This is a genomic window from Streptomyces lydicus, assembly GCF_004125265.1.
Classification (GTDB): Bacteria; Actinomycetota; Actinomycetes; order Streptomycetales; family Streptomycetaceae; genus Streptomyces; species Streptomyces lydicus_C.
In genome coordinates this window covers 2,842,177-2,863,976 of the sequence record NZ_RDTE01000003.1, presented here as the reverse complement: position 1 = coordinate 2,863,976, position 21,800 = coordinate 2,842,177, and the positions used below count along the sequence as shown (strand labels likewise).

At 71.7% G+C, this 21,800-nt stretch carries 16 protein-coding genes; 9 read left to right on the top strand and 7 right to left on the bottom strand.

Features of this window, described 5'->3' with window-relative positions:
* Positions 1-56: 56 nt before the first annotated feature.
* The 4 genes from D9V36_RS14960 to D9V36_RS14945 all read right to left on the bottom strand — a co-directional run bounded on the left by D9V36_RS14960 (position 57) and on the right by D9V36_RS14945 (position 6,776).
* The gene (locus D9V36_RS14960) at positions 57-3,845 is read right to left on the bottom strand and encodes a multifunctional oxoglutarate decarboxylase/oxoglutarate dehydrogenase thiamine pyrophosphate-binding subunit/dihydrolipoyllysine-residue succinyltransferase subunit (protein ID WP_129294211.1); all 3,789 of its coding nucleotides are present in this window, start codon (positions 3,843-3,845) and stop codon (positions 57-59) included.
* 237 nt (positions 3,846-4,082) lie between these two features.
* On the bottom strand, positions 4,083-5,210 hold the full coding sequence (locus D9V36_RS14955; RefSeq protein WP_129294210.1) for a HAMP domain-containing sensor histidine kinase: 1,128 nt from the start codon (positions 5,208-5,210) through the stop codon (positions 4,083-4,085).
* Positions 5,207-5,944 carry a response regulator transcription factor gene (locus tag D9V36_RS14950; RefSeq protein ID WP_088799975.1) on the bottom strand — a complete coding sequence of 246 codons (738 nt, stop codon included), beginning with the start codon at positions 5,942-5,944 and terminating at the stop codon, positions 5,207-5,209. The genes D9V36_RS14955 and D9V36_RS14950 overlap by 4 nt, the downstream gene beginning before the upstream one ends.
* Before the next feature lie 67 nt (positions 5,945-6,011).
* On the bottom strand, positions 6,012-6,776 hold the full coding sequence (locus D9V36_RS14945; protein ID WP_129294209.1) for a spermidine synthase: 765 nt from the start codon (positions 6,774-6,776) through the stop codon (positions 6,012-6,014).
* A gap of 259 nt (positions 6,777-7,035) precedes the next feature.
* Between D9V36_RS14945 and D9V36_RS14940 the strand changes: the two genes are divergently transcribed.
* Positions 7,036-7,905, top strand: coding sequence for a rhomboid-like protein (locus D9V36_RS14940; protein WP_129294208.1), 870 nt, complete (start codon positions 7,036-7,038; stop codon positions 7,903-7,905).
* Here D9V36_RS14940 and D9V36_RS14935 read toward each other — a convergent pair.
* Positions 7,899-8,468: a hypothetical protein gene (locus D9V36_RS14935; RefSeq protein ID WP_129294207.1), complete on the bottom strand. Its 570-nt coding sequence runs from the start codon at positions 8,466-8,468 to the stop codon at positions 7,899-7,901. The two genes, D9V36_RS14940 and D9V36_RS14935, sit on opposite strands and share 7 nt — an antisense overlap.
* A gap of 376 nt (positions 8,469-8,844) precedes the next feature.
* Between D9V36_RS14935 and D9V36_RS14930 the strand changes: the two genes are divergently transcribed.
* Together D9V36_RS14930 and lon are read left to right on the top strand one after the other, a co-directional pair.
* Positions 8,845-9,654, top strand: a complete 810-nt coding sequence (locus D9V36_RS14930; RefSeq protein WP_129298418.1) for a pentapeptide repeat-containing protein — start codon at positions 8,845-8,847, stop codon at positions 9,652-9,654.
* A gap of 103 nt (positions 9,655-9,757) precedes the next feature.
* The gene (gene lon, locus D9V36_RS14925) at positions 9,758-12,217 is read left to right on the top strand and encodes an endopeptidase La (RefSeq protein ID WP_129294206.1); all 2,460 of its coding nucleotides are present in this window, start codon (positions 9,758-9,760) and stop codon (positions 12,215-12,217) included.
* A 118-nt stretch (positions 12,218-12,335) separates the two neighbouring features.
* On the opposite strand, the gene D9V36_RS14920 is transcribed toward lon, so the two are convergent.
* Positions 12,336-13,205, bottom strand: a complete 870-nt coding sequence (locus D9V36_RS14920; RefSeq protein WP_129294205.1) for a lysozyme — start codon at positions 13,203-13,205, stop codon at positions 12,336-12,338.
* Positions 13,206-13,569: 364 nt separating this feature from the next.
* Between D9V36_RS14920 and D9V36_RS14915 the strand changes: the two genes are divergently transcribed.
* Entirely contained in the window at positions 13,570-14,037 is a 468-nt protein-coding gene (locus D9V36_RS14915; RefSeq protein WP_129298417.1) for a MarR family winged helix-turn-helix transcriptional regulator, read from the top strand.
* 276 nt (positions 14,038-14,313) lie between these two features.
* Here D9V36_RS14915 and D9V36_RS14910 read toward each other — a convergent pair whose 3' ends face one another.
* Entirely contained in the window at positions 14,314-15,159 is an 846-nt protein-coding gene (locus tag D9V36_RS14910) for a protein phosphatase 2C domain-containing protein (protein ID WP_129294204.1), read from the bottom strand.
* Between the two features lie 636 nt (positions 15,160-15,795).
* On the opposite strand from D9V36_RS14910, the gene D9V36_RS14905 reads away from it, so the two are divergent.
* From D9V36_RS14905 to D9V36_RS14885, 5 genes are all read left to right on the top strand, one after another.
* Complete coding sequence (locus D9V36_RS14905; RefSeq protein WP_129298416.1) at positions 15,796-18,825, top strand: nitrate- and nitrite sensing domain-containing protein; 3,030 nt, start codon at positions 15,796-15,798, stop codon at positions 18,823-18,825.
* Positions 18,822-19,316 carry a roadblock/LC7 domain-containing protein gene (locus D9V36_RS14900; protein WP_129294203.1) on the top strand — a complete coding sequence of 165 codons (495 nt, stop codon included), beginning with the start codon at positions 18,822-18,824 and terminating at the stop codon, positions 19,314-19,316. Before D9V36_RS14905 ends, D9V36_RS14900 begins: the two co-directional genes overlap by 4 nt.
* Positions 19,317-19,389: 73 nt before the next feature.
* The gene (locus D9V36_RS14895) at positions 19,390-19,791 is read left to right on the top strand and encodes a DUF742 domain-containing protein (RefSeq protein ID WP_086720132.1); all 402 of its coding nucleotides are present in this window, start codon (positions 19,390-19,392) and stop codon (positions 19,789-19,791) included.
* Positions 19,792-19,828: 37 nt separating this feature from the next.
* Positions 19,829-20,446 carry a GTP-binding protein gene (locus tag D9V36_RS14890; RefSeq protein WP_129294202.1) on the top strand — a complete coding sequence of 206 codons (618 nt, stop codon included), beginning with the start codon at positions 19,829-19,831 and terminating at the stop codon, positions 20,444-20,446.
* A 95-nt stretch (positions 20,447-20,541) separates the two neighbouring features.
* Complete coding sequence (locus D9V36_RS14885; RefSeq protein ID WP_129294201.1) at positions 20,542-21,795, top strand: styrene monooxygenase/indole monooxygenase family protein; 1,254 nt, start codon at positions 20,542-20,544, stop codon at positions 21,793-21,795.
* Positions 21,796-21,800: the final 5 nt, after the last annotated feature.

Below are 21,800 nucleotides of genomic sequence, written 5' to 3'. Positions count from 1 at the left end.
ACCGGGGACGGGCCCTTCCGCTGTTTCACCACCGGTCACGCCGGCGGCCCGACGCCTCAGGCGTCGAAGGCCTCCGCGACCAGCTGTGCCTGCTCCGCCTGGTGGCGCTTGGCGGAGCCGACGGCCGGCGACGAGGAGTGCGGCCGCGAGATGCGGCGCAGGCGCTCGCCGTGCGGGACATCGGCACCGACGGCCAGGTCGAGGTGGTCGATCAGGTTGAGGCCGAGGAACGGCCACGCACCCTGGTTCGCCGGCTCTTCCTGGGTCCACAGGTACTTCTCGGCGTTCGGGAACTTGGCGATCTCCGCCTGGAGCTCCTTGCCGGGAAGCGGGTAGAGGCGCTCGATGCGGATGATCGCGGTGTCGTTCGCGCCGCGCTTCTCGCGCTCGGCCTCCAGGTCGTAGTAGACCTTGCCGGAGCAGAAGATGACCTTGCGGACATCCTCGGCCTTGACCGTGGAGTCACCGATGACGGGGCGGAAGCCGCCCGTCGTGAACTCTTCCGTCGCCGACGCCGCGGCCTTCAGACGCAGCATCGACTTCGGGGTGAAGACGACCAGCGGCTTGTGGTGCGGGTTGTGGACCTGCCAGCGCAGCAGGTGGAAGTAGTTCGACGGCAGGGTCGGCGCCGCGACCGTCATGTTGTTCTGCGCGCACAGCTGGAGGAAGCGCTCGATCCGGGCCGAGGAGTGGTCCGGGCCCTGGCCCTCGTAGCCGTGCGGGAGCAGCAGGGTGACGCCGGACGTCTGGCCCCACTTCTGCTCCGCCGAGGAGATGAACTCGTCGACGACGGTCTGGGCGCCGTTGACGAAGTCACCGAACTGCGCCTCCCACATGACCAGCGCCTCCGGGCGGGCCAGGGAGTAGCCGTACTCGAAGCCCATCGCCGCGTACTCGCTCAGCAGCGAGTCGTAGACGTTGAAGCGGGCCTGGTCCTCGGAGAGGTAGAGCAGCGGGGTGAAGTCGTCGCCGGTCTCCCGGTCGATCAGCACCGCGTGGCGCTGGCCGAAGGTGCCGCGGCGGGAGTCCTGGCCGGCGAGCCGGACCGGGGTGCCCTCCATCAGCAGCGAACCGATGGCCAGGGTCTCGCCCATGCCCCAGTCGATGGTGTCGTCCTCGACCTGGGCCGCGCGGCGCTGCAGCTGGGGCAGCAGACGCGGGTGGACGGTGACCCGCTCGGGGATGTTGACCTGCGACTCGGCGATCCGCTTGACGACCTCCTGGGAGATCGCGGTGTCCACGTAGACCGGGAACTCGGCCTTGGGCTGCGGCACCTCGGGGGCGGCCGGCGTCGTCGTGGCGTCGCGGACCTCGGTGAAGACCTTCTCCAGCTGGCCCTGGAAGTCCTGCAACGCCTGCTCGGCCTCTTCCAGCGTGATGTCGCCGCGACCGATCAGGGACTCGGTGTAGAGCTTGCGCACCGAGCGCTTCTTGTCGATCAGGTCGTACATCAGCGGCTGGGTGAAGGCCGGGTTGTCCGACTCGTTGTGACCGCGGCGGCGGTAGCAGATCAGGTCGATGACGACGTCCTTGTTGAACGCCTGGCGGAACTCGAAGGCCAGACGGGCAACGCGGACGACGGCCTCGGGGTCGTCGCCGTTCACGTGGAAGATCGGCGCCTCGATCATGCGGGCCACGTCGGTGGCGTACATGGACGAACGCGACGACTCCGGGGCGGCGGTGAAGCCGACCTGGTTGTTGATGACCACGTGCACCGTGCCGCCGGTGCGGTAGCCGCGCAGCTGGGACATGTTCAGCGTCTCCGCGACCACGCCCTGGCCCGCGAAGGCCGCGTCACCGTGCAGTTGGATCGGCAGGACCGTGAAGTCCGTGCCGCCCTTGTTGATGATGTCCTGCTTGGCGCGCGCCACACCCTCGACGACCGGGTCCACGGCCTCCAGGTGGGAGGGGTTGGCGGTCAGCGAGACCTTGATCTGCTCACCGTCGAGGCCCGTGAAGGTGCCCTCGGCGCCCAGGTGGTACTTCACGTCGCCGGAGCCGTGCATCGACTTCGGGTCGAGGTTGCCCTCGAACTCGCGGAAGATCTGCGCGTAGGACTTGCCGACGATGTTGGCGAGGACGTTCAGGCGGCCGCGGTGGGCCATGCCGATGACGCACTCGTCCAGGCGCGATTCGGCCGCGGAGTCGATGACCGCGTCCAGCAGCGGGATGACGGACTCGCCGCCCTCCAGCGAGAAGCGCTTCTGGCCGACGTACTTCGTCTGCAGGAACGTCTCGAACGCCTCGGCGGAGTTCAGCCGGCGCAGGATGCGCAGCTGCTCCTCGCGCTCGGGCGACTTGTGCGAGCGCTCGACCCGGTCCTGGATCCACTGGCGCTGCTTGGGGTCCTGGATGTGCATGAACTCGATGCCGGTGGTGCGGCAGTACGAGTCGCGCAGCACGCCCAGGATGTCGCGCAGCTTCATCATGGACTTGCCGGAGAAGCCGCCGACCGCGAACTCGCGCTCCAGGTCCCACAGGGTGAGGCCGTGCTCGGTGATGTCGAGGTCGGGGTGCTTGCGCTGGTGGTACTCCAGCGGGTCGGTGTCGGCCATGACGTGGCCGCGGACCCGGTAGGAGTGGATCAGCTCGAAGACCCGCGCGGCCTTGGTGACGTCGTCGTCGTGCGAGACGTCGATGTCGCGCAGCCAGCGGACCGGCTCGTACGGAATCCGCAGCGACTTGAAGATGTCGTCGAAGAAGCCGTTCTCGCCGAGCAGCAGCTGGCTCATGATGCGCAGGAACTCGCCGGAGGCGGCGCCCTGGATCACCCGGTGGTCATAGGTGCTGGTCAGCGTCATGACCTTGGAGACACCCAGCTTGTTCAGGGCGTCCTGGGAGGTGCCCTGGAACTCCGCGGGGTAGTCCATCGCGCCGACGCCCATGATCATGGACTGGCCGGGCATCAGGCGCGGCACGGAGTGCACGGTGCCGATGCCGCCGGGGTTCGTCAGCGACGCGGTGACTCCGGTGAAGTCGTCCATCGTGAGCTTGTTGTCGCGGGCCCGGCGGACGATGTCCTCGTAGGCCTGCCAGAACTCGAAGAAGGTCAGCGTCTCGGCCTTCTTGATGGCGGCGACGACGAGCTGGCGGTCGCCGTTCGGCTTCACCAGGTCGATGGCCAGACCGAGGTTGACGTGCTCGGGCTTGACCAGCGTCGGCTTGCCGTCCTTCTCCGCGAAGGAGTGGTTCATCGACGGCATGGCCTTGAGGGCCTGCACCATCGCGTACCCGATGAGGTGGGTGAAGGAGACCTTCCCACCGCGGGCGCGCTTGAGGTGGTTGTTGATCACGATGCGGTTGTCGAAGAGCAGCTTCACCGGGACCGCGCGGACGGACGTGGCCGTCGGCAGCTCCAGGGAGGCGTTCATGTTCTTCGCAACGGCGGCCGACGGGCCGCGCAGCGTGACGAACTCGGGACCGGCGGTGACCTCGCCGTCGGCCTTCTGGGGGGAGGCCTTGGCGGCCGGCTTGGCCGGGGCGGCCTTCGCCGGAGCGGCCTTGGCCGGGGCCGGCGCGCTCGCGGCCGGCTTCGCCGGGGTGGCCGGCGCGGCGGCAGCAGGCTTCGGCTCGGCGGCGGCGGGCGCCGCCGGGGACGACTGCGCCGGGGCGGCCGGAGCGGGGGCAGAGCCCTCCGCCGGCTGGCCCGGCGCGGTGGCGCCGCCCGGCTTGTAGTCGGCGAAGAAGTCCCACCAGGCTCGGTCTACCGAGTTCGGGTCCTGGAGGTACTGCTGGTAGATCTCGTCGACGAGCCACTCATTGGGACCGAACGCGGCGGCAGGGTTCTTACCCTGCCCCTCTTGGTCGGTCGAGATGCTCGAGCTGTTGGGGGACTGTAGCGACACGGCGGCAACCGCCCTCTTCCGCTTCCTAAGGTGGTGGACAGCGGGAATAAAGGCTACGCCTGTTGGGACCCTGGATGCAGGCTGGGAGGGTCACTCGTCGCGTACGTCACATTCCCGGACGGGTTTCGGGGCAGGACCTGACGGGAAACACACGAGGTTTGCCTGTATGCGGGTAGGGGTGATCACCGCGGGACCCGGGCAGGAGTGCTCCCACCACCGACCCTACGTCAGCGGACGTCAGCTTCGAGTTGACTCCAACCCCGGAAGGGTGACCCGGATCCGGCAACCGCGAGGGGATTCGGCCACGCCGATGCGTCCGCCGTGCAGGTCGACGGCCCAGCGCGCGATGGCCAGGCCAAGGCCCGTCCCCCCGTCGGAGCCGGGGCCCGAGGGGGCGGGGCCGCCGCGGTTGAAGCGCTCGAAGACCCGGTAGCGCTCCGACTCGGGGATGCCGGGCCCCTCGTCCTGCACGTCCAGCTCCAGGCTCTCGGGGCCCTCGCCGCGCCGCGCGTGCACCGTGACCCGGCCGTGCCGCGGACTGTGCTTGATCGCGTTGTCGATGAGATTGGCCACGACCTGGTGCAGCCGCTCGGCGTCCGCGTGCGCGGTCAGCTCGGGCGGCGAGACGTCGAGGTGGAGGTGGACATCCGTACGGGTGTGGGTGCCGGAGCCGGCCACCCCGGCGAGCGTGGAGGCGCCGCGACTCATATTGGCCTCCTTGAGCACTCCGGACAGATACGGCCAGACCTCGAAGCGCCGGGCGTGCAGCGGCACCACCCCGTTGTCCAGCCGGGACAGGTCGAGAAGGTGCTCGACGAGGCGGCCCAGCCGCTCGGTCTGCTGCAGCGCCGTCCGCATGGTCTCCGGGTCCGGCTCGCTGACCCCGTCGACGACGTTCTCCAGGACGGCGCGGAGCGCGGCGATCGGGGTGCGCAGCTCGTGCGAGACATTCGCCACCAGCTCCTTGCGGTGGGTGTCCACCGCCTCCAGATCGGCCGCCATCCGGTTGAAGGCGTTCGCCAGATCGCCGAACTCGTCGCGGCGCTCCGAGCGGACCCGGCGGCTGTAGTTACCGTGCGCCATCGACCGGGTGACATCCGTCATCTCGTCGAGCGGAGCGGTCAGGCTGTTGGCCACGAACTGGGTGATCAGCAGCGAGGCGATCACCGAGAAGATCGTGATCACCCGTAGCTCGGTCGCCGAGTGCATCGCGACGAAGACCAGCAGCGTGGTGATGATCACCGAGACGCTGACCAGCGCACCGAGCGCGGCCTTCACCGAGCGGTAGGGGTCGAGCGGGCGCAGGCCCTCCCAGACCCGCCGCCCCAGCTCGCGTACGGGCAGATGCCACCGGCGCCGCGTCATGCGGCCGGGGTCTCCAGGGCGTAGCCGACGCCGTGGACCGTACGGATGCGCTCGGCGCCGATCTTGCGGCGCAGTGCCTTGATGTGGCTGTCGACCGTACGGGTCCCGGAGGCGTCCGCCCAGTCCCACACCTCGGCCAGCAGCTGCTCACGGGAGAGCACCGCGCGCGGGGTGTTCGCCAGGCAGACCAGCAGATCGAACTCGGTGGGCGTCAGATGGACGTCCGCGCCGCGCACCCGCACCCGGCGCTGGGCGTGGTCGATCTCCAGCTCGCCCAGCCGGAGGATGCCGGTGCGCGGGGTGTGCGCGGCCAGCGCGGCACGCTCGACCCGCCGCAGCAGGACGTGCACCCGGGCGGCCAGCTCCCGCATCGAGAACGGCTTGGTCATGTAGTCGTCGGCGCCGACACCGAGGCCGACGAGCATGTCGGTCTCGTCGTCCCGGGCGGTGAGCATCATCACGGGCACCGGCCGCTGGGCCTGGACCCGGCGGCACACCTCCAGGCCGTCGAAGCCCGGCAGCATCACATCGAGGACGAGCAGATCCGGCTGCCAGGCCTCCGCGGTCTCCACCGCGGCCGGGCCGTCGGTCGCCGTCTGCACCTGGAATCCCTCGGCGCGCAGCCGGGCCGCGATGGCCTCGACGATCGTCGGGTCGTCCTCCACGACCAGTACCCGGCGCTGGGCGCCCGGCGTGGCGGCGGCGCCGCCCTGCGTTGTCTGAGTCTGGTCCATCGCCCGCCCCTGCATGCGTGGTCGCGTATTGCCGGGCAGCAGCGTACGGGCATGGTGTGACTGTCGGCTACGCGCCCTTCCGCGCGAGATGGACCACGTCAGGGACGCCTCGGACAACGGGGATCTCTTCCGTATGTACCCCGCTGAATCCGGCATTTCGCAGGGCTTCCTCGAAGGCCGGCGAGGGCTGCGCGGACCAGACGGCGAGCACTCCGCCGGGGGCCAGGCGGTCCCGGCAGGCGGCGAGTCCGCCGGGGGAGTAGAGGCTGGTGTTGTCCTCGGTGACGGTCCAGTCGGGACCGTTGTCGATGTCCAAACACAGGGCGTCGTAGGTGTCTTGGCCCGCCGGGCTCCGCAGGTGGGCGACCAGGTCGGTGTGCAGGATCTCGCTGCGCGGATCGGCCAGCGCGGCCGCCGAGACCGCCGAGAGCGGGCCCGTGCGGTGCCAGTCGATGACCGCCTCCTCGCGCTCGACGACGACGATCCGGCCCCAGCGCGGCGCCTGTGCCGCTCTGGCCAGGGAGAACCCGACGCCGAGGCCGCCGATCAGTACGGAGGGCCGTACGCGGTCGGCCGGCAGCGCGGCCAGTGCGGCGTCGATCAGCAGCCGCTCGGACCGGCCGTCGGAGGTGTCCATCAGGAAGCAGCCGTTGGCGATGATCTCGTAGACCGCGGGCGCGGCGGGGGTGCCGGAGGCCTCAACTCCGGGGCCTGCGGGGGGTCCGCCCCGCTGTCGCAGCACCACCTCGCCGTACGGGCCCTCGCGGCGGTCGAGGGTGCGCGGGGCCTCGGGGAGGCCGGTCGTTGCCTGCGTCGGGGTAACGGGAGCCATGGCGCCATGGTGGCCAATACGGGCCGCGCCGGTCCAACGACAGGGAGAGGGGTTCCGCCGTCGGCGGGACGGACGCGGCGCCTCTGCGGACAGTTGCCTTATGTGAGGGATGTCACTCACACAGCTTCTTCATGGATTGAGCATGCAGGCTGGTCCGCGACGTAGGACACCGCAGACGCAGGACAAGGCAGGGGAACCACGGCCGGGGGGACGGGCGTGGCTGACCGGATGCGCCAGGGACGGAAGGGGCCTCGGACAAGTGAGCTGGCTGGGAACCGCCGCGAGAGCACGGGCCGAACGCGCGCCGTCCGCCCTACCGGGGGCGGGGGCGGGCGACGGGCCGGATGCGGCACCGGCCGTCCCGCCGGGCCTGCTGCCGGGCGTCCCCCGGCAGCGCTCCGCCCGGCCGGCCCTCGTCGAGGCGGAGCCTGCGGCCCTTCCCCGGCCGCCGCGACAACGGCCGTGGCGGCTGCTGCCCACGCCCGCCGGCACCCCCTTCACCTTCGGCTACGCCCTCCTCCTCGTGGCCACCTCGCTGTTCGCCGAGTACGCCGACCCGGTGCTGGTCTCCGACCTGCTCCAGGGCTCCAGTACGGACGTCGTCCACCTGGCACAGGCCCCGCTGCTGGTGCTCGTCGCCAGCGCCCTGTGGATCGCGGGCGGTATGACCTCCGCGTACGCCATCGGCTTCCTCTTCGTCCTGACGGCGCTGGAACGGCGGATCGGCGGGCTGCGCACCGCCGCCGTCTTCTTCGGCGGCCATGCGCTGGCCACCCTCGCCACCGAGCTGCCGGTCGCCTTCTCGGTCGCCGCCGGCCGGCTCCCGGAGACCTCGCTGCACCGTCTCGACTACGGCATCAGCTTCGGCGTGATGACCAGCATCGGAGCCCTCGCGGGCCTGCTGCCCGCCTGGCTGCGCTGGCCCGTGCTGGCCGGTGTCGGTTACGTGGCCGTGACCGATCTGCTCGCCTACGTCGACCCGATGACCGACTGGGGCCATCTGCTCTCGCTCACCCTGGGGATGGCGAGCTGGCCGCTGCTGCGCCGCTGGCGCACCCGGCACGCCCGGCCCGCGCCGCTCCTGGGCGACCTGGGGCATCCGGCACTGTGGGGCGCGCGGACCTACTGAGCGGCCGGCGGCCGCGGGCTCACGGCCGAGCGGTACGTATGGGTGATGGCGTAGGCGCAGCCGCCCAGCAGCGCCACGCCGGACAGCACCCCGCTGACGAACGGCACCCATCCCACGGCCGGGGTCGCCGCCATGACCAGTCCGGTCACCCCGAGCGCGGTCAGCGCGAGGCCGGGGACGGCGATGCTGCGCCGCTTCCAGACCGCCGACAGCGCCACGAAGTGCAGACCGACGATCAGCGCGGTCCAGGCCACGGCGGTCTGCTCGGGGGCGCCCGCGGCGCGCAACGCGAGATTGCCGCCGATCAGCAGCACCGCCTCGGCCCCCACGACGAACGCGAACCGACCCCGGAACCAGTCCGCCCGTGGGCTCTCGGCGCCGTCGGCGGGCCGCGAGAGGCGTCCGGCCCGCAGCGCCAGCGTCAGCAGTCCGGCGAAGGTGAGCACCGCGAGCACCCGCAGGGCGATGCCGAGCGCGGGATACAGCGGGGCGTGCGCATTGGCGACCACGAAGACCGTGCCGAAGAATGCGCCGATGAAGACTCCGGACATCCGCTGCAACATGCGGTGAAGGTAGCAGTCATGACGGGGTGTGAGGAGGCAGGCGCCGGGCTTTTCCGTGCGCTCCGCCCGGCCCCGGCCGACGCCCTGGCCGAGTCGTCTCCGGAGCCGGCCGACCGGCCGGTACCGGGCCGTCTTCCTGGCTCGGGCCGTCTTCCTGGCCCGGTCGGTCTGCCGCGGGCCGTTTCCCGACTCGGCCGGCGGCGAAGGGGCCGTTGCCCTCCCGCGGCGGGCGCATCCGGTCGGGCGCGGTGCGCCGGGGCGGCCTGGGAGAATGGTGGTCCCTTCCGAGCGCGGCCTCGTGCGGCGCCCGCCGTCCCGCAGGAGTGCACCCGCCTTGTCCCCGGACCACATGCCACCGACCGACCACGAGCAGCCGATGCCGGACACCGCCGACCTTGGCCTGCAGTCCGACTGCGGCAGCTGCTTCGGGCTCTGCTGTGTGGCACTGCCGTTCGCGGCCTCGGCGGACTTCGCGATCGACAAGGACGCCGGCCGGCCCTGCCCGAATCTGCGGACGGACTTCCGCTGCGGCATCCACGCCGAGCTCCGCCCGCGCGGCTTCTCCGGCTGCACCGTCTTCGACTGCTTCGGCGCCGGGCAGAAGGTCTCCCAGGTCACCTTCGGCGGACGGGACTGGCGGCAGGCCCCGGGGACCGCCCGGCAGATGTTCGACGTCTTCCCCGTCATGCGGCAGCTGCACGAACTCCTCTGGTACCTGGCCGAGGCGCTGTCCCGTCCCGCGGCCCGCCCGGTGCACGCCGAGCTGCGGGCCGCGCTGGAGAAGACCGAAGGCCTCACCCGTGCCGGCGCCCAGGAGCTCACGGCGCTCGATGTGCCGGCCCACCGGGGCGAGGTCAACACCCTGCTGCTGCGTACCAGCGAACTCGTACGGGCCGGGGTACCGGGCCGCAAGAAGGAGCGCCGGGGGGCCGATCTCATGGGGGCCCGCCTCAAGGGGGCGTCCCTGAGGGGCGCCAGTCTCCGCGGTGCCTGCCTCATCGCCGCCGACCTCAAGGGCGCCGATCTGCGGACCGCGGACCTGATCGGCGCCGATCTGCGGGACGCCGACCTCAGCGGCGCCGATCTCACCGGCGCCCTCTTCCTGACCCAGTCGCAGCTCAACGCGGCCAGGGGTGACGCGGCGACCAAGCTGCCGCAGGGCCTGTCCCGCCCCGGCCACTGGTAGCGCGCCGCGTCCGATCGCTCACAGCGAACGCACAAGGGGGAACATCTCCCGCCCCGGCTGCATTGAGTTGGTAAAGCTCAACTTGCTTGCCGAAGGGGAGATCATGGCTTCGACGTCCACACCGCTCACTCTGCCCGTGCTGCCGCTCGATGACGAGGTCGTGCTCCCCGGCATGGTGGTGCCCCTGGACCTCTCCGACGCGGACGTACGGGCAGCGGTGGAGGCCGCGCAGGCCGCCGCCACCCCGGGTAACAAACCGCGGGTGCTGCTCGTTCCCCGCGTCGACGGCACCTACCCCGGCATCGGCACGCTCGGGCGGATCGAGCAGGTCGGGCGGCTGTCCGACGGCGACCCCGGCGCGCTGATCCGGGGCCTGGGCCGGGTACGGATCGGTTCCGGCACGACCGGGCCCGGGGCCGCGCTCTGGGTGGAGGGCACGACCGTCGAGGAGACGGTCCCCGACCCCCTGCCCGGCGCGGTGACCGAACTCGTCACGGAGTACAAGGCGCTGGCCACCAGCTGGCTGCGCAAGCGCGGCGCCTGGCAGGTCGTCGACCGCGTCCAGCAGATCGAGGACGTCCCGACGCTGGCCGACAACTCCGGCTACTCGCCGTTCCTGACCACCGAACAGAAGGTCCACCTGCTGGAGACGGCCGATCCGGTCGCCCGGCTGAAGTACGCCACCGAGACGCTGCGCGAGCATCTGGCCGAGCAGGACGTCGCCGAATCCATCGCCAAGGACGTCCAGGAAGGCGTCGACAAACAGCAGCGGGAGTTCCTGCTGCGGCGGCAGCTGGAGGCGGTCCGCAAGGAACTCGCCGGGCTGAACGGCGATCCGGAGGACGAGGGCGACGACTACCGCGCCCGGGTCGAGGCCGCCGACCTGCCCGAGGACGTCCGCAAGGCCGCCCTCAAGGAGGTCGACAAGCTGGAGCGGTCCAGCGACCAGAGTCCCGAGGGCTCCTGGATCCGCACCTGGCTGGACACCGTCCTGGAACTGCCCTGGAACGAACGCACCGAGGACGCCTACGACATCACCGGCGCCAGGCAGGTGCTGGACGCCGACCACTTCGGCCTGGAGGACGTCAAGGAGCGGATCACCGAATACCTGGCCGTCCGCAAGCGACGGGCCGAACGGGGCCTCGGGCCGGCCGGCGGGCCGTCGGAGGGGACGCCGCGCGGCGCTGCGGGCCAAGGCAGCGGCGGTCGGCGGGCGGGCGGCGCCGTGCTGGCGCTCGTCGGGCCGCCCGGGGTCGGAAAGACCTCGCTCGGCGAGTCCGTCGCGCGGGCCATGGGTCGCACGTTCGTCCGGGTCGCGCTCGGCGGCGTCCGGGACGAGGCGGAGATCCGCGGCCACCGCCGCACCTACGTCGGCGCACTGCCCGGCCGGATCGTCCGCGCGATCAAGGAGGCCGGGTCGATGAACCCGGTGGTGCTGCTCGACGAGATCGACAAGGTGGGCTCCGACTTCCGGGGCGACCCGGCGGCCGCCCTCCTGGAGGTCCTGGACCCGGCGCAGAACCACACCTTCCGCGACCACTACCTGGAGGTCGAACTCGACCTCAGCGATGTGGTCTTCCTGGCCACCGCCAATGTCCTCGAAGCCATCCCCGAGCCGCTGCTCGACCGGATGGAGCTGGTGCGCCTGGACGGCTACACCGAGGACGAGAAGGTCGTCATCGCCCGGGACCACCTGCTGCCGCGCCAGCTGGCGCGGGCCGGCCTGGAGGCCGGCGAGGTGACCCTGGAGGACGACGCGCTGCGCAAGCTGGCGGGGGAGTACACCCGCGAGGCGGGCGTACGGAATCTGGAGCGCGCCGTCGCCAGGCTGCTGCGGAAGGTCACCGCACAGCACGAACTGGGCGAGCGGGAGCTGCCGTTCACGGTCGGCGTGGACCAGCTGCGCCCGCTGATCGGGCGGCCGCACCACACCCCCGAGGCGGCACAGGACCCGGCCGAGCGGCGCACCGCGGTCCCCGGGGTGGTCACCGGACTCGCGGTCACCGGCGCCGGCGGCGATGTCCTCTATGTGGAGGCCTCGCTCGCCGATCCGGAGACCGGGGCTTCCGGGCTCCAGCTGACCGGCCAGCTCGGTGACGTGATGAAGGAGTCCGCGCACATCGCGCTGTCGTTCCTGCGCTCCCACGGCGCCGAACTGGAGCTTCCGGTCGCCGACCTGAAGGAGCGCGGTGTGCATCTGCACGTACCGGCGGGCGCCGTCCCCAAGGACGGGCCGAGCGCGGGCGTGACGATGACGACGGCGCTGGCCTCGCTGCTGTCGGGCCGGCAGGTCCGGCCGGATGTGGCGATGACCGGTGAGGTCTCGCTGACCGGGCGGGTGCTGCCGATCGGCGGCGTCAAGCAGAAGCTGCTGGCAGCGCACCGCGCCGGGATCACCACCGTCATCATTCCCCGGCGCAACGAACCGGACCTGGACGACGTACCGGCCGAGATCCTGGACTCCCTGGAGGTCCACCCGGTCGCCGATGTCCGCCAGGTGCTGGAACTGGCGCTGACCCCGGCAGCGAACGGGGCCGCCCCGGAGATGCAGGTCGCGGCCTGAGGACAGCGGCCCGGCGGACGCGGGCGGAAACGGTACGGGCCCCTGTCGCACCCGGTGTGCGGCAGGGGCCCGCTCGTGCGTACGGCCCCGGCGTGGAGGGGGGCCGCACGCCCGCGTATCAGCCGTTGGCGAGGGCCTTGAGACGGTCCAGCGCGCCGTTGAAGCGGTTGTGGTCCCCGACCGTCGCGCCGGACGAGGTGTACTGCCAGATGGTGTGGAAGCCCCAGCCGGCCGGGAGTTCGCCGGCCGACGAGCCGTAGCGCGGTATCCACAGCGGGTTGACGGCACCGAAGGCGGCGGAGTTGCCGGTGCACTGCTTCCACCAGCCGGTGGAGGTGTAGATGACGGCGTCCCGGCCGGTGCGCGCCTTGTAGGTGGCGAACCAGTCCTTCATCCAGTTCACCAGGCCGGCCGCGCTCAGCCCGTAACAGGTGGCGCCGTAGGGGTTGTACTCCATGTCGAGCGCGCCGGGCAGCGTCTTGCCGTCCCTGGACCAGCCGCCGCCGTGGCCTACGAAGTAGGTGGCCTGGGCGGCGCCGCTGGAGGTGTCGGGGGTGGCGAAGTGGTACGCGCCCCGGATCATGCCGGTGTTGTAGGAGCCGTTGTACTGCTGCGCGAAGGACGGGTTGGTGTAGCTGGTGGACTCGGTCGCCTTGACGTAGGCGAAGCGGACACCGCTGCTCCAGAGCGTCGACCAGGCGACGCTGCCGTTGTGGCTGCTGACGTCCACGCCCTCCACGGACGCGAGCGACGACGCCGGCGGTGCGGTGCCGGCCGCCGTGCCCTCGTGCCGGGCGATCTGGGAACCGGCCCAGTCCTGGTCGGGGTGGCGGGGCTCGGGCGCGCGCCGGCCGGCCGTGGCGCCGGCGGTGGCGTCGGCGGTGCCCGGCAGGCCGAGGAGGAGGGCGAGGACCGCGAGAAGGACCCCGGCCAGGGTCGGGAGGGAACGTGCGGGTCGGTGGGGGAAGCCGGATCTGAGCACGGACATACGTGCCTCCGAAGATCTCGGTGGGTGACCTGAGGGGGGAGGAACTGAGGGGGAGGAGCTGAGGGGGAGGAACTGAGGGGGAGGAGCTGAGGGGGGAACTGACCGCATGGCGCAGGCGTGCGGGCGCGGCGGTGCGACGGGCAGGACGCGCGGCGGACCGTTGACAGCCCGGGCTCTTGTTATGCCCATGCCAGAAGCAACGTACGCGCGTAGAACGACGTGACAAAAGAGGGGCACCCTGCTGCCGTTGGTCTACTCCTGCGAAATACTGGCCGAGCTGCGGCTTCAGCCGCCGATGGCGGAAACTTTCAGGGCAGGGAAAGCGAGAAGGGGCGCTGACGTGCACAACACCGGAGCCGACGGTATGACGGCGGACGGCGAACAGATTGGTGTGGACCACGTATTTCTGGCCCTGGAACGCGAATTGGCGGTATTTCTCCGCCGGGCCCGTGCCTCGTCCGGCGAATTGGCACGAGAGGTACATCCCGACCTGGAGCCCTCCGCGTACGGCCTCCTCATGCGGCTGGCCGACGCCGGCACCCAGCGGGCCACCGGCCTCGCCGGCTTCTTCGGCGTCGGCAAGGCCACGATGAGCCGCCAGCTGCACGCCCTGGAAAAGCTCGGACTCATCGCCCGCGAGCCGGATCCGGCCGACGGCCGTGCGGTCCTGGTCCGCCTCACCGACGAGGGCAGCGACCGCTTCACCCGCGTCCGCACCGGCCGCCGCGCCCAGTACGCCCGCCGCCTCGCCGCCTGGGACCGCACCGAGGTCGCCGAACTCGCCCGCCTGCTGCACCGGCTGAACGCGGAGCAGGAGGGGGACGAGGTCTAGGGGACCGCCCTGGGCTCTCCTCTGGGCCCTCCCCTGGGGGTGTCGCCTTGCGCGGCGGGGGTGGAGGCGGCCCCGCACCCCGACCCGTGCCGCCGTGGTGACGTTCCCCGGCGCCGGGAGAATTTTCCCGTCTGCCGGTGATTGTCACGACGTCACAAAAAATCCGGCGCCGCACAAAGCCCGGCAACCTCCGAAGCCGGGCGCCGGAAAGCCCACCGCACCACCACCATCACGACATAGCCGAACCACGGCACCACGGCACCACGTGTCATGGCGTCACGGCGCCACAAAGATCACCGCTGCGTCGTCCCGCGCCTTGCCGCGCGGATGCGCCGCGCACTGCGGGTCCGCCGCCTCCGCCGCCCGGACCCGGTCGATCAGCGCCTGCGGACCCTGCCCGGCCACCAGCGTCACGCAGTCGGCCCAGGAGCCCTCGCGGAAGACCTCCGTCCAGCGGCTCGCACCGTCGCTGAGCGCGGTCAGCGAACGCAGCCCGGAGCGCGGCACGCTGCCGGACACCGCACGGGCGGCCACCGTCGGATCGGCGGCCGCGGTGAAGAAGCCCCCCTCCGCGTTGCGCAGCGCCTCGACCGCGCGGGCGTACTTCCGGCCCGCCGCGGCCCGTTCCGCCGAGCCGCGGGGCAGTGCCCGTACGGCCGCGCGCCGGTCGCGGACCGCGGGCGGCAGTTCGTCCAGCCGCGGGTCGAGCACCGGCTGCACCGAGCCGTCCGCCCGCTCCAGGAGCAGCGCCGAGTCGGACAGGACGAGGTATTCGACGGTGTCCTCCGACCACCGTGCGGCGATCACGGTTGCCTGCGGAGTGCGGGGGTGAGAAAGGTCACAGGTCGCCCGGTGGGTATCGGCCGTCCGGGAGATGGCCGAGGAGAGAACCTCAGCGAGCGTCATATCCCGGTGTGAAACCGACAGTTCGAGCATTGCGCCACCGAGGCGCGCGGTGAACCACGGCACCGGGTGGCGGCAGCCGTAGTCCTCCTCAGGGGGTGTCACCCCGTCCAGCAGGACGAGAGCTCCGCCTTGGCCGGCGGCCGGCAGGGCGACCGATGCGTAGTCCTCGTTTGGGCGTTGGGGATCGCCCGGCTCGGTGGCGAGTTCGATGCGCATGGCCGCCAGTCTGCCAAAGGCCCTGGATCCGCCCCTGATGGCAGGAGCTGACAGCAGCGCCGGAGGGCGGCTGTGCGGCGGCGTACCGGAGGTAAGGACCGCCGGTCCGGCGGCGTGCGGGCGCGCATCCTTCCAGGAGCCGGACGCATCTCCAAACCCGTTCGGGGGTGGGCCGAGGATGCGGCCGAAAACGTTGGCGCACGGAAGTTGATGGCCAAACTGAGATTGATGTTCACTCCTTCAGGTGGCCGGGCATGTGTTGCCGAGCCACTGCGCGGCGCCGGTGGAATGGTCGTTGCCCGGTCATGGGGCGGGCCAGGACGTTCGTCGCGACGCGCAGAGCCGGGCTGTTTCCCCTCGCGGAAGTGTGTGCTGCTGCGTTTTCGCGCAGGTCCGCCCCCGTGAGCGGAGAGCGAGCCGGGTCCGCGACGCCATCTGGCGTGGACAGGCGAGACAGGAATGCGAGCAGCGGTGCGGAAGATGCGGCTTCGAGGCGGCGCAAGGAAGCCGGGATCACCGGCCGGTTCGGTCTCGGGACCGAATCCGGGCTCGGGTCCTGGTCAGAGTTCGGGTTTTGGTCAGGGTCCGGGTGTGACGGACGGCGGCGAGGGCCGTGCGGGTCAGCGTCCCGCACGGGTGCGCAACCGGCTTGTCGGGGCGGTGGCCGTCGTGGCCGCGGCCGTCCTCGGCTCCGGTGTCCCCGGGTTGACGGCCACGGCCGACGACGCCAACCACAGTCAGCAACTGGTCGATCTGGCCGGGCTGAACGCGCAGGCCATCGCGCTGGCGCACTCCCTCGCCGACGAACGCGACGGAATGACCGCCTACGCCGCCACCGGGCACGGCAGCCGGACGGCCGCGGGAACGGTGAACTCCGCGGTCGGCGGAGCCCGGACCGCCAGGACCGCCCGGACGAACGACGCCGCGGCCCTGCGTGCCCAGCAGGCCCGCGTGGACCGGCAGATCGGCGAACTGCACTCCGAGGCCCAGAACGCCTCGGGCGACACCGCGGTGTACAAGGCCGCCGCCAAGCTCCTGGGCACGCTGCCGCACATCCGTCAAAAGGTGCAGTCCGCGGGCGGATCGGCCGAGCAGACCTATAACGCCTACACCGAGACGATCCAGGCGCTCGGTGCGATCAGCGACGACATCGCCCGTGAACTGCCCGCCCGTGCGAACTCCGCCGACGCCGACATCCACGCGCTGCCCGCCCTCGGCCGTGCCACCGAACAGGCCGCGGGCACCCGGGCCCTGCTGCTCGCCGCACTCAAGGCGGGCGGCAGCCAGCCCCGGCTGACGAACCTCGCCCAGGTCGCGCACCTGCGCGAACAGGGCGCGCTCGGCGACTTTCAGCAGGCCGCGAGCCAGGGCGCCAGGGACCGTTACGGCAGCACCGTCAACGGCGAGGACGTCAACACCGCCGAGCGCTATCTGGCCCGGCTGACCGACCAGCCCCGGCTGGACGCCCTCGATCTGCGGCTCAGCCGCCAGCGGGTCCAGGCCACGCTCACCAGCCGTGTCGGACTGATGCGCGGCGTCGAATCCGCCATGGCCACCGCCGACATCCAGCACCTCGGCGCGCTGCGCGACGACGACGTCACGGAGCTGGAGATCCGCATCGGCCTGGAAGGGCTGTGCCTGCTGCTGGCCGTCGGCGCCGGCATCTGGGCCGCCCGCTCGCTGACCCAGCCGCTGGCCGCGCTGCGGATCGGCGCCAAGCGGCTGGCCGCCGACCCCGCGCACGAGGACCCCCTCACCTACAAGGGCCGCAACGACGAATTCGCCACCACCGTGCGGTCCGTCAACGCACTGCACGCCCAGGTCGGCGAGCTGGCGCGGCGCTCCGCCGAGATGGAGAGCGAGCGCAAGCGGCTGATCAGCGGCCGGCAGCGGCTGGTCGCCGAGCGCGAGGTGCTGCAGGAGCAGGGCGAGGGCCTGCAGGAGGAGATCGCCGATCTCACCGAGCGGCTGGCGGCCCTGCGCTCCGGTGTGCACGGCCGGTTCGTCAACCTCTCGCTGCGCACCCTCGGCCTCGTGGAGCGCCAGCTCGGCGTCATCGAGTCGCTGGAGGAGAGCGAGCAGGACCCAGAGCGGCTGGAAACCCTCTTCAAACTGGACCACTTCGCCGCGCGGATGCGCCGCAACAGCGAGAACCTTCTCGTGCTGGCGGGCGCCGAGCAGTACAGCAACAACCACCCGGGTCCGGTACCGCTGCTGGACGTGATGCGCGCCTCGATCAGTGAGATCGAGCGCTACGAGCGGGTGCGCATCCAGTCGCTGCCGCCGCACTCCCAGGTCGCCGGGTTCGCCGCGGACGACCTCAGCCACCTGGTCGCCGAACTCCTGGAGAACGCCACCGCCTTCTCGCCGCCGGACGCCCATGTCGAGCTCTCCGGCTGGCTGCTGGAGAGCGGCGAGGTCATGCTCTCCGTCCAGGACGAGGGCATAGGGATGACCTCGGAGCGGATGGCCGAGCTCAACGAGCGGCTGACCGACGCCGAGGCCGCCTCGTCCTCCGAGACCGTCGACGAGGCGCTGGGCCTGGGTCTGTACGTCGTGGTGCGGCTGGCCGCCCGGCACGGTGTCCGGGTCCAGCTGCGGGACGCGAAGCTGGGCGGCGTCACGGCCGTCGTCGTCCTGCCCGGCTCGATCCTGCCGACCCGCCCGGCCCCGTCGGCCTCCGCGGCGAGTGCGCACCAGGACGTGGCGCACGCCCCGGGCCTGCCCGGCTCGGTCGCCGAGGCGAACTCCAACGCGCTGCCGACCCGCTCGGCCCGCAGGGACCCGGCCGCCGTGGCCGGCCCTCCGGCTGCCGCCCCGGCCCCGGCCCCGCAGCCCGGCCGGGGCCCGGACCGGGACACCCCGGCGCCCGGCCGCCACCACGGCACCCCGGACGCGGCCCCCGCGCCCGCCCCCGCCACCGATCCGCTCGTCGCCGCCGCGGAGCGCGCGATCGACGCGGCCGGACTCGGCGTGTCGCGCGGACCGGCACCCACCGAACCGCAGCCCGCGGGCCCCACCACGTACTCCGGTTCCGAGCCGAGCCCGTACGGCCCGCAGTCGCCCGGCCCCTATGCCGCCACCACCGGCGGCGCCGGCGAGCACGGCCGGCCCGAGGACGACGCCCCGACCGCCACCCCGGCCGCGAGCCGGTCCGCGGACCAGGCGCCGGCGCGGGGCCGCCACGCCGCCCCGCCCCGCGAGCCCTCCGGAGCCGGCGCGCCCTCGTCCGACCCCTACGCCATCGGCCCCGACCAGCACACGGGCCCCGGCACGGACGCGGCACCCACGGGCACGGACGCGACACCCACGGACACGGACGCGGCACCCGCCGACGTGTCCCCGGCCGGGACACCGGCCGACCCACAGACGGCCGCCGCCCCGCCCGCGGGGGAGCGGCGGACGACCTCCATGGGGCTGCCCAAGCGCACCCCCAAGGTCGTGGCGCAGCAACAGGCGCCGACCGCACCGCGCAAGAGCGGTGCGGCCAATGCCGAGGCGCTGCGGCGCCGCCTCGGCGGATTCCAGGCGGGAGCGCGAAGCGGCCGGCGTGACGTCGAAGCCGAGATCGCGGAACGTACAGCGGAGCTGACCATCCCACAGACGGACACCGACGGAGCGGGGGCCCCGGGAGAGAGCCACGTTGTCGAGGAGGCACGCGATTGAAGGCGCAAGCACCCACTGCTTACGGACAAGGTCTGAGCAGTCAGGCAAGGAATCTGCATTGGCTGCTGACCAACCTGGTCGACGAGGTACCGGGCATCCACTCGGTCGCGGTGGTCTCCTCCGACGGCCTGCTGCTGCTGTCGTCCGACCCCGGGAGGGCGGAGGCCGCGGCCCGGCCGGGCGAGGGTGAAGGGCCGCGGGGATCCAGCGCGGACCTGGCCACCATCGTGTCCGGGCTCGGCAGCCTCACCCAGGGGGCCGCGAAGCTGATGGACGCCGGGGCGGTCAAGCAGACGATGGTCACGATGGACGAGGGCAGCCTGTTCGTCATGTCGATCAGCGACGGTTCGCTGCTCGGGGTGCATACCACCCCGGACTGCGATATGAGCGTCATCGCCTACCACATGGCGCTGTTCGTCGGCCGGGCCGGCCATGTCCTCACCCCCGAACTCCGCAGTGAATTGCGTAAGTCGATGGAGAGCCCCCAGTGAGCGAACGTAGTGAGCGAACCATGGAGAGGTGCGCCCCGAGCGAGTGCGAGGGCGGACGAAGCGAGGTCTCGGCATGAGCAGTTCCCGCAAGCTCCCCGTACGCGGCGGGGAGCGGAAACCCTCGCGCGTGCGGCCGTACTCGCTCACCGGCGGCCGGACGCGGTTCGGCCATGTCCTGCTCGTCGAGACGTTCGTGGCCGCGCTGGAGGCGCCCGAGGAGCGGCGCGAGCTGACCTCCGGCGGCTGGGGCGACCGGGTGATGCCGGAGATGCGCGCCATCGTCGAGCTGTGCCGCCGGATGCGCTCGGTCGCGGAGATCTCCGCGCTCCTCAAGATGCCGCTGGGCGTGGTACGTGTACTGCTCAGCGACCTCGCCGACCAGGGAAAGATTCGCGTCTACGGCACCGGGCACGGCTCCGGCCGGCCCGACCGCGCGCTGCTCGAAAGGGTGCTGAGTGGACTTCACAGGCTCTGACACGATATCGGCCGGGCCGACGGCGACCCCCGGTTCCGTGAGCCCGTCCGACCCGGCGGCCACGGCCGCCGACGCGGGACTGCAGAGCTGGCAGACGGACCGTTCGCGGGCGCCGATCTCCACCAAGATCGTGGTGGCGGGCGGCTTCGGCGTCGGAAAGACCACGTTCGTCGGATCGGTCTCGGAGATCACCCCGCTCCAGACCGAGGCGGTGATGACCCAGGCCAGCGCGGAGACGGACGATCTGACCGCCACCCCGGACAAGACCACGACCACGGTCGCGATGGACTTCGGGCGGATCACCCTCGACCAGGAGCTGGTGCTGTACCTGTTCGGCACGCCCGGACAGCAGCGGTTCTGGTTCATGTGGGACGACCTGGTGCGCGGCGCGATCGGTGCGATCGTGATGGCCGACACCCGGCGTCTGGAGGACTGTTTCCCGGCACTCGACTACTTCGAGAGCTGCGGACTGCCGTATGTCGTCGCGGTCAACCACTTCGAGGGGACCGAGAGCTTCGCCGTCGAGCATGTGCGCGAGGCACTGACCGTGCCGTCGCACGTGCCCGTCGTGATCATGGACGCGCGGAAGCGGGTCACGGTGATCGAGTCGCTGCTCGCGCTGGTCGGCCACGCTCTGGAGACCGCGCCCGAGTAACCGGCCCCCGTACGGGGCCACGGCCCCGTACGGGCCACCCTCACCCCCCACGTCCCCCCTCAGAACACCAGCAGTAGCTAGAGAAGAGTGCCGCCATGCGGAAAATACTCGTCATCGGAGCCGGCCAGTCCGGTCTCCAGCTTGCCCTCGGCCTCCAGTCCCAGGGCTACGAGGTCACCCTCATGTCCAACCGCACCGCCGACGAGATCCGCGCCGGCCGCGTCATGTCGACGCAGTGCATGTTCCACACCGCGCTCCAGCACGAGCGCGACCTCCAGATCAACTTCTGGGAGAGCCAGGCCCCCCGCATCGAGGGCCTTGGCGTCTCGGTCGCCGCCCCCGGCAGCCATGAGGCGCCCGAGGGCTCGCAGCGCGCCATCGACTGGGTCGGCATGCTGGACGGCTACGCCCAGTCCGTCGACCAGCGGGTGAAGATGGCCGGCTGGATGGAGACCTTCGCGCAGCGCGGCGGCCAGCTCGTCATCCACGGCGCTTCCGTCTCCGACCTGGACTTCTTCGCGAGCCGCTACGACCTGACGCTGGTCTCGGCCGGCAAGGGCGAGCTGGTGTCCATGTTCGGCCGGGACGCCTCCCGCTCGCCGTACGACACCCCGCAGCGCGCGCTGGCCGTCTCCTACGTCCACGGCATGGGCCCGCGCCCCGAGCACCCCGAGTTCGACGCGGTGCGCTGCAACCTGGTGCCCGGCGTCGGCGAGCTGTTCGTCATGCCGACGTACACCACCTCGGGCCGCGCCGACATCCTCTTCTGGGAGGGCATACCCGGCGGTCCGCTGGACGCCTTCCGGGGCGTCAAGGACCCCAACGAGCACCTCGCCCTGACGCTGGAGCTGATGAAGAAGTTCCTGCCCTGGGAGTACGCCCGCTCCACCGAGGTCGAACTGACCGACGCCAACGGCACGCTGGCCGGCCGCTACGCCCCCACCGTGCGCAACCCCGTCGGCCGGCTGCCCTCCGGCGGTCTGGTGCTCGGTGTCGCGGATGTCGTGGTCGCCAACGACCCGATCACCGGCCAGGGCTCCAACTCGGCCTCCAAGTGCGCCGCCTCCTACCTGTCCTCCATCGTCGAGCGCGGCGACCAGCCGTTCGACGGGGAGTGGATGCGGAGCACCTTCGAGCGCTACTGGAACACCGCCCAGCACGTCACCAAGTGGACCAACGCGATGCTGGCCCCGCCGCCGGAGCACATCCTGAACCTCATCGGCGCGGCCGGCCAGCTGCAGCCCGTCGCCGACCGCTTCGCCAACGGGTTCAACGACCCGTCCGACTTCGAGAACTTCTTCTACGAGCCGGAGAAGACGAACGCGTACCTGGCCTCGGTCGCGGGCTGACGCCA

What these genes read in the sequence shown, in the direction of transcription:
- D9V36_RS14955 (WP_129294210.1), bottom strand. Translation starts at nt 5,210, where the DNA reads ATGACGCGGCGCCGGTGGCATCTGCCCGTACGCGAGCTGGGGCGGCGG.
- D9V36_RS14950 (WP_088799975.1), bottom strand. Translation starts at nt 5,944, where the DNA reads ATGGACCAGACTCAGACAACGCAGGGCGGCGCCGCCGCCACGCCGGGC.
- D9V36_RS14945 (WP_129294209.1), bottom strand. Translation starts at nt 6,776, where the DNA reads ATGGCTCCCGTTACCCCGACGCAGGCAACGACCGGCCTCCCCGAGGCC.
- D9V36_RS14935 (WP_129294207.1), bottom strand. Translation starts at nt 8,468, where the DNA reads ATGTTGCAGCGGATGTCCGGAGTCTTCATCGGCGCATTCTTCGGCACG.
- D9V36_RS14930 (WP_129298418.1), top strand. Translation starts at nt 8,845, where the DNA reads ATGCCGGACACCGCCGACCTTGGCCTGCAGTCCGACTGCGGCAGCTGC.
- lon (WP_129294206.1), top strand. Translation starts at nt 9,758, where the DNA reads ATGGCTTCGACGTCCACACCGCTCACTCTGCCCGTGCTGCCGCTCGAT.
- D9V36_RS14920 (WP_129294205.1), bottom strand. Translation starts at nt 13,205, where the DNA reads ATGTCCGTGCTCAGATCCGGCTTCCCCCACCGACCCGCACGTTCCCTC.
- D9V36_RS14915 (WP_129298417.1), top strand. Translation starts at nt 13,570, where the DNA reads ATGACGGCGGACGGCGAACAGATTGGTGTGGACCACGTATTTCTGGCC.
- D9V36_RS14910 (WP_129294204.1), bottom strand. Translation starts at nt 15,159, where the DNA reads ATGCGCATCGAACTCGCCACCGAGCCGGGCGATCCCCAACGCCCAAAC.
- D9V36_RS14895 (WP_086720132.1), top strand. Translation starts at nt 19,390, where the DNA reads ATGAGCAGTTCCCGCAAGCTCCCCGTACGCGGCGGGGAGCGGAAACCC.
- D9V36_RS14885 (WP_129294201.1), top strand. Translation starts at nt 20,542, where the DNA reads ATGCGGAAAATACTCGTCATCGGAGCCGGCCAGTCCGGTCTCCAGCTT.